This is a genomic window from Streptomyces sp. AJS327 (assembly GCF_013450295.1).
GTDB lineage: Bacteria > Actinomycetota > Actinomycetes > Streptomycetales > Streptomycetaceae > Streptomyces.
The window spans coordinates 13304-23411 of record NZ_SKBR01000001.1 but is presented as its reverse complement, the minus strand read 5'-3'; the positions used below and the strand labels follow the sequence as shown (position 1 = coordinate 23411).

Genomic DNA, 10108 nt, shown 5'->3' with positions numbered 1-10108 from the left:
GCGCCGCCACGCGGCGGGCGGTCGGAGGGCCGGGCGGCCGGGACGACCACGAAGCGGAGGTCCGATGCCCGCGAAGACGCCCGCCGCACTCGCCGCGAACCGCGCCAGCCTCACCCACCGGGCGCGCTACGCGCTGCGCCACCCCGAACGCGTCGTCCCGTACCTGCGGCGGGCGGCGCGCGACCGCTGGCTGCGCTTCCAGCACCCCGACCACGTCGGGTACTACCGCGCGGTGATGGCCGACGACACCCGGCGCGACCCGGAGGCCGCCGTCGGCAGCGGCTGCCACGATCGCTGGCTGGCCCTCGGTCACATGCAGTTCGACTACCTCATGGAGCACGGGCTCCGCCCCGACCACCGGATGCTGGACATCGGCTGCGGCAACCTCCGCGCCGGGCGGCTCCTCATCGACTACCTGGAGCCCGGCCACTACTACGGCATCGACATCTCGCCGGACATCCTGATCGCCGCCAAGCGGACGGTGGTCGAGTACGGGCTGGCGGCCAAGCTGCCGCACCTGACCCTCACCGGTGACCTCACCCTGGACTTCCTGCCGAGCGGACACTTCGACGTGGTGCACGCGCACAGCGTCTTCTCGCACTCCCCCCTGGAGGTCATCGACGAGTGCCTCGCGCACGTCGGTCGGGTGCTGGCGCCGGGCGGCTTCTTCGACTTCACCTTCGACCGCACTGAGGGCGCCGAACACCAGGTACTGCGCGAGGACTTCTACTACCGCACCGAGACGCTGCTGGCGCTCGCCCGGAAGCACGGGCTGGCCGCCCGCTTCCAGGAGGACTGGGAGAGCCGTCCGCACGGCCAGTCCAAGATCCGCGTCTCGCTCCCCCCGGCCCCCGCGCGGGACGTCCCGGGCCTCCCCCAGCACCCCGGTCACGACACCCCGGACGGCGCCCCGCAAACCCACCGCGACATCCGCGGGACCACCGAACTCCCGGGCCACGACGGTCCGATGGGCACCCGCCACCCCCGCACCAGCTGACCCCCTCCGCCCCACGGCGTCCCCGTCCGTTCACCCCCGGCCCGTGCTGCCAGCCCCCCTGACACCCGACCCGGCGAGCCCCGAACTCCACCACGCGCCACGTCCCTTGCTTGGGACTCCAGCCGAACACACCGTTCCACCCGCCCCGTTGATCTCTGTCCGGGTGGCCTCGTTCCCGTTGCCCCACCAGCTTCCTGTCCCAACCCCGCTGCCTCACGGCCCTGTTGACCGTGCCAGAGCGGAACGGGTCACTCATGTCCCATAATGAGGCGCACCTTGCTGGTGGCGGTGTACTGGCTGTTACGGTCCGGCCATGGACAGCCCCCTCCCGGAGTCCGGCGCCCGTGGCCGCACGCGCCGGGCGATCCTCAGCGCCGCCGCGTCCGTGCTGTCCCGTCGGCGGGACGCCCCGCTGGCGGAGATCGCGGCCGCCGCCGAGGTCGGCCGCAGCACGCTGCAACGGTATTTCCCGGACCGGGAGTTGCTGATCGCGGCGGTCATCGAGGACTCGCTCCGGCGGCTCGACACGTCGCTACGCGAGGCCCGCGTCGACCAGGGGCCGCCGCTGGAGTCACTCCGGAGGCTGGTCAACGCGATGCTCGACGTCGGCGACCAGGTGCTGTTCCTCTACGGCGATCCGCGCGTCAGCGAAGCCGTCGACGCCGGGGACGGGCCCGATCCGGCGGCCGAGGAGATCCGGCGGCTCATCGCCCGCGGTCAGTCCGGCGGGCTCATCGACGCCGAGGTGAGCGGCGCGTGGATCGAGCACGTGCTGTGGGCGCACGTCTCCGCGGGCTGCCTCGCCGTCAGCGGCGGGACCCTGCCCCGTCACGGCGCCTCGGCCTGGGTCATCCGCACGCTGGAGAACGGCATCGGAACCCGCGCGCGCCCCACGGCAACCTGACCGACGTACTGAGCGGAAGGCGATCCATGACGATTCTGGTGACGGGAGCGTCCGGCAACGTCGGACGGCACATCGTCCGCCAACTGACGGCCCGGGGACGGGAGGTACGCGCCCTGACCCGCACGCCACACGCTGGCGCCCTCCCGGACGAGGTCCGGGTGTACGTGGGTGACCTCGCCCGGCCGGCGACCCTGGCCGGTGCCCTCGAGGGCGTCGACGCGCTCTTCCTCTTCCCGGTCGCGGAGACCGCCGGGGAAGTGGCCGACCTGGCCCGGCGCTCGGGGGTACGCCACGTCGTGGTGCTCTCCTCCGGGGCGGTCACCACCGGCCACGACACCGACTTCCACCTTCCGGTGGAACAGGCGGTGGAAGCCTCCGGGCTCACCTGGACGCACGTGCGCCCCGGAGAGTTCATGATGAACAAGCTGGCCCTGTGGGGCCCACCGATCCGGGCCGAGCGCGTGGTCCGCGACCCCGAGCCCGACGCCGCGTGGTACCCGGTACACGAACGCGACATCGCCGACGTGGCGGTCCTCGCCCTGACCGAGGAGGGCCACGCGGGACGGGCCCACACCCTCAACGGGCCCGAACTCCTCACCCGGCGGCGGCAGGTGGAGCACATCGCCGACGCCCTGGGGGAAGAGGTCCGGTTCGAGGTGGTCACCCCTGAGGAAGCCCGCGCGCTGTACCGCGCGCAGGGCGGCTTCGCCGCGGAGAACGCCGACTTCCTGCTCGGCTTCGAGGACTACGGCGGCGCCCCGTCCGACCCGGCGGCGTCCGCGACGTTCGAACCCGCCCTCCCCGAACCCCCACCGACGGCGGCGTCCGTCACCGGTCGGCCCGCCCGGACCTTCGCCCAGTGGGCCCGTGACCACGCGCCCGACTTCCGTGCCTGACACGGTCCCGCCGCTGGCCCCCTCGCCCGCGGGGGCGGGTGAGGGGGCGACGTTCCGCCTCAGTTCGGGCCGGTGAGTCGCGCACGTACCCAGGCGGGATCCGGGTTGACGTGCGACTCCCCCGCCACGACCACCGTCGGCACCGTCTCGTCGCCGTCGTTGGCGGCGCGGACGTCCGCCGCCCCGTCGGCGTCACGCCAGATGTTGACCCAGTACAACTGCCGGGCCTCGCGGCCGATTCGGAGGCGCAGCCGGAGGCAGAACGGACAGCCCGGCCGCCAGTACACGATCGGCCGGCCGTCGCTCGCGCTGCGGCGTCGCGCTTCCCGCGCGCCGGTCGACGCCGGGTACGCCAACGGCGAGTTCGCTCCCGCCCACAGGACGAACAGCAGCAGGAGTGCCACCCCCAGGACGGGCTTCCCACCCGACAGCAGCACGGCCGAGACGACCGCGCCGGAGAACACCAGTGCCACCGGCCGGATCCACACACGCAACATCCCCCGACCCTAACGGGGATGTCGACGCTTCCCTCAGCACCGCGACCGACCACCGGGCGCACGGCGGACGTTGGGCCCTGTCACGCCCCCCATCGGCCGCCAACCGAGCGTCGCGCACCACCAGTTCGGGGAGTCTCAGGCCGACGGTGGGATCCTCACCGCCGGTTCGGTGATCGTCGCGGCCGGTTACGACGTCCCGCCCCGAATCCGGGAGTCTCGCCGCCGGTCGCGCGGCCGGGGCCCGTCCGCCTCGGCCACGGTGCGCCGTGACGAACGGGGCGCGGCTCGGCGGATCACCGACCCACGTCACGGACTCGGACACAAGCGCCGACGCGGACACGGCCACCAGAACAGACCGGACACGGACGGGAGTTCACTCGTCGCCCGGCTCGGCCGGGCCCCGGGTCACGGGGAGCTTCCGGGGGCATCGCAGAGCCCCCGGGCGGTCCTGTCGGGTGGGGTGGTGGGTCAGGCGGGGGGTTTGCCGTAGGCGAGGAAGAGGCGCATCGCGGCGTTCCGCAGCGGGGCGACACGGCGGGGGGTGTGCACGGCGCGGTTCATCATCCGTGCGGCGCGGGCGAGTTGCTGGGTGGGGCGGCGGCGCGCCGCGTCGTAGTGGGCGAGGGCGTCCGTCACGCGGGCGTGCCCGGTCAGCGCGCGGGCCAGGGTGACGCCGTCGACCAGGGCCTCGCAGGCGCCTCGCCCCAGGTCGGGCGTCATGGCGTGTGCGGCGTCCCCGACGAGCGCGATGGTGCCGCTGACGTAGCTGGGGAGCGGCTTGGCCAGGTCGTAGAGGTCGTCGCGGCGCACCCCCTCGCCGCCGTCGGTCTCGACGAGCCGGTCCAGGACGCGGCGCACACCGGGGTGCCATCCGCCGAACCGGGCGCGCAGTTCCGCGAGGTCGCCCCGGGGGGCGGGTTCGCCCTCCGGAACGGGCACGCAGGCGAACCAGTTGCTCTGACCGCCCGCGCGAGGGGTGACGCCGAACCGGGCGCGGTGTCCCCATGTCTCGGTCATGCCCGGTGAGTCGAGGTCGACCGAGCCGTGCCACGCGGTGACGCCTGAGTAGCGCGGACGGTGCGCGTCACCGAACAGCACGGTGCGCGCTGGGCTGTTCAGGCCGTCGGCCGCGATCACCACGTCACAGTCGGTCAGTTCGCGCACATCGGTCACCGGTTCGCCGTAGCGCGTGATGCCGTCCGCGTGGGTCTCCAGCGCGGAGGTCAGCGTCTCCAGCAGCGCGGGGCGGGAGATCACGTGGACGCCGTCGCCGGTGCGGCGGCGCAGACCGTCCATGTCGACGGTCCCGATCCGGCCGCCGTCGGCCAGCAGGAAGCCGCCGTGTTCCGCGGCCCGGGCCCGTGCGCGGGTGGTGGCGCCGACTCCGAGCGTGTCGAGCGCCTGGAGCGCGCCGGGCCAGAGGCCGACGGCGGTTCCGGTGCCGCGCGGTTCCGGGGCGCGTTCGCGCACCTCGACGTCCCAGCCGCTGTTCCGGAGGTGGATGGCGGCGGCGAGGCCGCCGATCCCGGCGCCGACAACTATCGCGCGTGTGGTCATACCGACCACGGTACTATGTTTGTAGTAGGGCTCCGGCGCGGGCCCGCGGACGACGGAGGGGAGCGCGGATGACGGGCAGACGCGAGGAAGTCCTGGACGCGGCCATCGAGGTACTGGGCACCGGCGGCCTGCGGCGCCTCACCTACCAGGCGGTCGACGCGGCGGCCGGCGTACCGCAGGGCACCACCTCGAACCACTTCCGCAACCGCGACCTCCTGGTGGAGGGGGTGGTGACGCATATCGCCACCCTCGACGCGCGGGACTGGGGGACGTTCGCCGAGACCCCGGCGGCGGGCGACCCCGCGGAACTGGCCGGGGCCCTGGCCCGCGTCGTCCAGCACGTCCTCGGCCCCGCGCGGTCGCGTACCGCTGCCCGCTACGCGCTGGCGCTGGAGGGCATCGCCCGGCCCACGGTCCGCGAACCCCTCAACCGCGCGCGGGAGTCGCTGATCGACCTCACCTCGGCCTGGCTGCGGGAGCTAGGCTCGCCCACTCCCCTGGAGGACTGCCGGACCCTCTTCACCTACCTGGAGGGCCTGATCTTCCAGCACGTCACCACGCCCCGGGAGTCGTTCGACCCGGAACCGGGCATCCGCACCGTCCTCAGCGCCCTCCTCCCGGACGGGGCGGACGGGAGGGGCGGCCGGGAGGGGTGAGTCGGGCGGCCGCACGGGTCGGTGGGGGGCTTGCCCGGCGCCAACAGGGCCGCGCGGTAGGCCCGTCGGGGCTCGGGGCGAAGGAGCACGCCGCACGTGCGAGCCCGACCCGGTTCCCGTCCGGATTCGACCCGAGATCGGCCCGGCATCGGTCCGGCTCCGGTCCGGTTCCCGTGCCTCCGGGGTGCGGGCGGGGTGCGCGGCCGGTCCCTAGGTCCCCCGACCTAGGACGGTGGCATGGCGCCTTCTGGACCCGTACCGCGCCGAGTCGGGACCGATGTGGTCCGCGCGCCGGAGGTCCCGTGGCGACCGGCGGGACAGCATGACGGGGAACGACCGGTGACCCGCCGTCGGTAACCCGGCGCGACAGCCCGGTGGTTGACCGGAGCACGGGAGGAGAGGCACATGGGTGGCGTCTGGAGCGGTGCGGAGCTGGACCTCGACGCGTACCTGGGGCGCGTCGGCTTCACCGGGGAACCCACCCCGACGGCGGCGACGCTGCGGACGCTGCACACCGCACACGTGCTGGCGTTGCCGTTCGAGAATCTGGGGATCACGCTGGGCCAGGGCGCGCCGCTCGATCTGCCGTCCATCCAGGGCAAGTTGATCGCGCAGCGGCGCGGCGGCTACTGCTACGAGCACACGACGCTCTTCGCCGCCGTCCTGGAGCGGCTGGGCTTCGGCGTCACCGCGCTCTCCTCCCGCGTCCACATGAGCGAGGAGAAGCTGACCCCGGCCACCCACGCCGTCCTGCGGGTCGCCACCGAGGAGACGGCGGACACCGGCCTGGAGTGGCTGTGCGACGTGGGAGGCGGCGGCCAGCCGCTGGCACCGCTCCCGGCCACCCACGGCGCCGAGACCAGCGCGGGCGACTGGCACTACCGGATGGAGTGGCGGACGGTGGCGCCCGGCACCGAGGGCTGGACGCTGTACCTGTGGGAGAAGGACGGCTGGCGCGTCCGGCACAACACCGTCGACACCCCGCAGTTCCCCGTCGACTACCTGGTGGGCAACCACTACGTGGCCACCAGCTCGCACTCCCCGTTCACCACCCGGCCCGTCGCCGCCCGGAACACCGGCGCCGAACTGCGGTTCCTCGACGGCCGGACGTTGACCACCACGCGCGCCGCCGACCACCACAGCGAGGCCCGCGAGGTGCGTCCCGAGGAGATGCCGGAGCTGCTCGCCGAGGAGTTCGGCATCGTGCTCGAACCGGCGGACGCGCGGCGGCTGGTGGATCGGAGCGCCGCCCTGCCGCCCACGGACTCCCCGGTGGACGAGCACCCCCCGGCGGACGAGCGGGACGCGGCCGTCCACCGCGACCGGACGGCACCAGAGGAGCCGACACCGGAGGAGCCCGCACCCGCCGAACGGTGAGCGCGCGGCGGCCCGTTCGCCAGCGGGGCGCGCGGGCCCCGTTCGCGAACCGGGCCGCACACGACCCCGTACACGCTCCGCCGCACGACCGGGCACACACCCCGTACAGCGGTTCGTTCACGAACAGGGCCCGTGGGGTGTTCCGTTCACGAACGAGGCCCGTACGGCGGTTCGTTCACGAACGGAGTTCGCGCGCGACCCGGCCTCCGACGCGGGTCCGAGGCGCGGTTCGGCCCAACGCCGGGTGTGCCCGGGCCAGTTGGGCCCAGGCAACCGGTTGGGCCCGGGCCGGTCGGGCCCGGTGTCAGAGGCAGGCGCGGAGGGCGTGAACGAGGGCCTGGGCGCGGGGGTCGGAGGTCACCGACTTCTGCATCCCCGCCGTGACGTACGCGAAGGCCGTACCGGACTCCGGGTCGGCGAAGGCCAGGCTGCCGCCGCGCCCCGGGTGTCCGAAGGAGCCGGGGCCGAGCATCGGTGAGGACGGGCCGTGCAGCATGTAGCCGAGGCCGAAGCGGGTGGCCACCACCAGCACCCGGTCCGGACCCGAGGCGTCCTCGGCGCGGGCCTGCGCGAGGGTGGCGGGGGTGAACAGCCGTGCCGCCGCCGGGAATCGGGCCGCCGGATCGTCCGCGTACGGGCCCGTGTCCGGAGCGGCGCCGGGGCCCGCGTCCGTCGGGGCGCCCGGCTTCCGAGGGCGGGAGGCGTCGGTGGGCGGCGGGGTTCCGTGCGCGGGGAGCGGGCCGATCAGCGCCGCGTAGAAGCGGGACAGGGACCGGGCGGTGGCGATACCGCCGGAGGCGGGGAGTTCGGCGGCCCGGTAGGCGGAGCTGTTCTCGTCCGGCGCGGGCACGATGGCGTCGAAGGCACGGCGGGTGAGCGAGTCGGGGTCACGGTAGGCGCGCACCACCGAGTCCTTGGCGCGTACCCGGAGTCCCGAGGAGCGCGGTGGCTCGGGCCGCTCCGCCCGCTCCAGCCGGGCGACCCGCCCGTGCTCCCGTACGGGCAGCCCGATCCACAGGTCGAGGCCGAGCGGACGGGCCACCTCGGCCTCGAACCACTGGCCGAGGGTGCGGCCGGTGGTGCGCCGTACCAGCTCGCCGAGGAGCCAGCCGTAGGTGTGCGCGTGGTAGCCGTGCGCGGTACCGGGTTCCCAGACGGGCTCCTGGGCGGCGAGCGCGCGGGCGCCGGACCGTCCGTCGAGCGCCAGCGCGGGGCTCAACGGGACGGTGAGCGCGGGCAGTCCGGCGCGGTGCGACAGCAACTGCCGTACCAGGACGCGTTCCTTGCCGTGGGCGCCGAACTCGGGCCAGTACCGGGCGACCGGGGCGTCCAGGTCGAGTTGGCCGCGCTGGTGCAGCAGATGCGGGACGGCCGCCGCGACGCCCTTGGTGGCGGAGCGGATCACGGCGGCGGTGGCGGCGGTCCACGGCACATCGCCGTCCGCGCCGCCGGGGAGGGTTTCGCGCTCGTCGCTCCCGGCCACGGGCTGGCCGGTTCCGGACCCGGCGGGCCCACGGGTCTCCGGGCGGGCGCCGGGTACGCGGGTGGGCGCGTCGGGACTGGCGGTGGAGGACGGGCCAGCGGAGGGGGACGGGCCAGCGGAGGGGGACGGGGCGCCCGCACGGGCCACGGCGGACGCGGCGGACGCCGTGGCGGGCGCGTTCCGGTACGCGGTGCCGGGCGCGTGCTGTGGCCGGGAGGACTGGGACGGACGGGCGGGCCCGGAGGCGGAACCCGGGCCGCGTACGGCGGTTCCGCCCCACAGGTCGACGACGACGCGCCCGTGCCGGTGCACGGTGAGGGCGGCGCCGGTCTCGCCCCGCCGGCGGAAGTTCTCCGCGAAGGCGTCCCGGACGGCCTCGTACCCGTCCGCCACCGTGCCCTGGACCTCTGTCACGCTCGTTCGCTCCGCTCTCCCGCTCCGCCTGCCGTCTCTCCCTCCGCGACGCCCGTCCGCCTCGGTCGCCGAGGTCCGCCACGCCTCCCGTCCGTCCCCCGTCCGCTCCCCGTCCGCCGGGTCGCGCCGCGCGGTCCACGGAGGGCGCGCGGGGGCCGCGGTACGCCGGGGCCGTCGTCCATCGTCCTACGCACCGGCGCGCGCCGGGCGGGCGGGTCGCCCGGCGGACGCCGTCGGCGACTCGGGGGCGGGGGCGGCCGACGACGGTCACGAGCGGCGGTCCACGCGCCCGGCGGCGGGGCGCGGGCCCCCTGGCGACACCGCGAGCGACGGCGGCGAGGGGGGCGGGCGACGCCCGGCGCGCGAGCCCCCGGCACGCCACCCCGGGGAGTCCGGAGCGCCGGACGCCGCCCGGGGCTTGGGCGGGGGCCGCCGCCGGGTCCCGGTGCGGCGTCCAACGCTCCTCCGGAGCCGACCAGTTGACGCCCCGTCCCGTTCAGCGCCGGTGCCGCGCTCCCGGCCGCCGCCGGAACGTCGCCCGCACCGCTGACTTCTGCCGGATATTCGCGCCGACCGCCGTCCGATGCGCGTAGCCTTCGGTACCCGGCACGGACACGGAAGGACAGCCACCCGCACCGGTGGCCCGGACCCGGCCGGAACCGGCGAGCCGTCGGCGAACCCCGCACCCGATACGCACCAATCAGCCCCTATATCCATGGCGTATCTCACAGGCGCAGGCACTGTGGCACACCTCACCCCGTCATCCGGGTGACCCGGGTGCCCCATCGCGCGTCTGACAGGTCGAAGGGGCTGAGCGGAGCGGTACACGGTTCCGGTGCCCCCGACCGAAGAGGAGCTGACGATGACCGCAGTGATCGACCACCCCATGCAGGCCCGACTGATCGCCCAGCCGCCCGCCGCCCGGTCGCTCACTGCCTCCCTGCGCTACGAGGGCAGCGACCCCCTCGCGGTCCAGATGGTCTTCCCGCCGGACGCCGCGCTGGACGGCACCGAGGTGACCTGGACGTTCTCCCGCGATCTGCTGGAACGCGGGCTGGGTACGGCCGTTGGCGAGGGCGACGTTCAGGTCTGGCCGTGCGGGCCCGAGTCCACCGTCATAGAGCTGCACTCCTCGGAGGGCGTGGCGGTGCTGGAGTTCCGCAGCGCCGACCTCCGGCAGTTCCTGTTCCGTTCCTACGAGACGGTTCCGGCGGGACAGGAGTACCGCCACCTCGGACTGGACAGAGGTCTCGCCGCCCTGTTGCGGGGGGTGTGAGCGGGTGCGTCCGGCGCGGTCCGTCCCCGGGACCGTCCGCCCGACCCTCAC

At 74.9% G+C, this 10108-nt stretch carries 8 protein-coding genes and 2 pseudogenes; 6 read left to right on the top strand and 4 right to left on the bottom strand.

The features are described from left to right. Positions 1-64 precede the first annotated feature (64 nt). The 3 genes and pseudogenes from E0L36_RS00085 to E0L36_RS00075 all read left to right on the top strand — a co-directional run. Positions 65-844, top strand: a pseudogene (locus E0L36_RS00085) (class I SAM-dependent methyltransferase); the annotation flags it as partial. 466 nt (positions 845-1310) lie between these two features. Beyond that, positions 1311-1901 carry a TetR/AcrR family transcriptional regulator gene (locus tag E0L36_RS00080; protein ID WP_180926805.1) on the top strand — a complete coding sequence of 197 codons (591 nt, stop codon included), beginning with the start codon at positions 1311-1313 and terminating at the stop codon, positions 1899-1901. Between the two features lie 26 nt (positions 1902-1927). Further along, entirely contained in the window at positions 1928-2797 is an 870-nt protein-coding gene (locus E0L36_RS00075; protein WP_180926804.1) for an NAD(P)H-binding protein, read from the top strand. Positions 2798-2856: 59 nt separating this feature from the next. Here the strand turns inward: E0L36_RS00075 and E0L36_RS00070 are convergent, their stop codons facing one another. Next, positions 2857-3294, bottom strand: a complete 438-nt coding sequence (locus tag E0L36_RS00070; protein WP_180926803.1) for a glutaredoxin domain-containing protein — start codon at positions 3292-3294, stop codon at positions 2857-2859. A gap of 468 nt (positions 3295-3762) precedes the next feature. Continuing rightward, the gene (locus tag E0L36_RS00065) at positions 3763-4851 is read right to left on the bottom strand and encodes an FAD-dependent monooxygenase (protein ID WP_180926802.1); all 1089 of its coding nucleotides are present in this window, start codon (positions 4849-4851) and stop codon (positions 3763-3765) included. A 68-nt stretch (positions 4852-4919) separates the two neighbouring features. Between E0L36_RS00065 and E0L36_RS00060 the strand changes: the two genes are divergently transcribed. After that, entirely contained in the window at positions 4920-5507 is a 588-nt protein-coding gene (locus E0L36_RS00060) for a TetR/AcrR family transcriptional regulator (protein ID WP_180926801.1), read from the top strand. A gap of 405 nt (positions 5508-5912) precedes the next feature. Beyond that, on the top strand, positions 5913-6884 hold the full coding sequence (locus E0L36_RS00055) for an arylamine N-acetyltransferase (protein WP_180926800.1): 972 nt from the start codon (positions 5913-5915) through the stop codon (positions 6882-6884). A gap of 304 nt (positions 6885-7188) precedes the next feature. On the opposite strand, the gene E0L36_RS00050 is transcribed toward E0L36_RS00055, so the two are convergent. Then, a complete protein-coding gene (locus tag E0L36_RS00050) occupies positions 7189-8367 on the bottom strand; it encodes a serine hydrolase domain-containing protein (protein WP_374705498.1) in 1179 nt (392 codons plus the stop codon). A gap of 264 nt (positions 8368-8631) precedes the next feature. Beyond that, a pseudogene (locus E0L36_RS28410) lies at positions 8632-8781 on the bottom strand (esterase); the annotation flags it as partial. 862 nt (positions 8782-9643) lie between these two features. On the opposite strand from E0L36_RS28410, the gene E0L36_RS00045 reads away from it, so the two are divergent. Then, a complete protein-coding gene (locus E0L36_RS00045; RefSeq protein WP_180926798.1) occupies positions 9644-10057 on the top strand; it encodes an SsgA family sporulation/cell division regulator in 414 nt (137 codons plus the stop codon). Positions 10058-10108: the final 51 nt, after the last annotated feature.

Bases quoted from the DNA above. Each gene is read 5' to 3' on its own strand.
- E0L36_RS00060 (WP_180926801.1), top strand. From the start codon at position 4,920: ATGACGGGCAGACGCGAGGAAGTCCTGGACGCGGCCATCGAGGTACTG.
- E0L36_RS00070 (WP_180926803.1), bottom strand. From the start codon at position 3,294: ATGTTGCGTGTGTGGATCCGGCCGGTGGCACTGGTGTTCTCCGGCGCG.
- E0L36_RS00075 (WP_180926804.1), top strand. From the start codon at position 1,928: ATGACGATTCTGGTGACGGGAGCGTCCGGCAACGTCGGACGGCACATC.
- E0L36_RS00065 (WP_180926802.1), bottom strand. From the start codon at position 4,851: ATGACCACACGCGCGATAGTTGTCGGCGCCGGGATCGGCGGCCTCGCC.
- E0L36_RS00055 (WP_180926800.1), top strand. From the start codon at position 5,913: ATGGGTGGCGTCTGGAGCGGTGCGGAGCTGGACCTCGACGCGTACCTG.
- E0L36_RS00045 (WP_180926798.1), top strand. From the start codon at position 9,644: ATGACCGCAGTGATCGACCACCCCATGCAGGCCCGACTGATCGCCCAG.
- E0L36_RS00080 (WP_180926805.1), top strand. From the start codon at position 1,311: ATGGACAGCCCCCTCCCGGAGTCCGGCGCCCGTGGCCGCACGCGCCGG.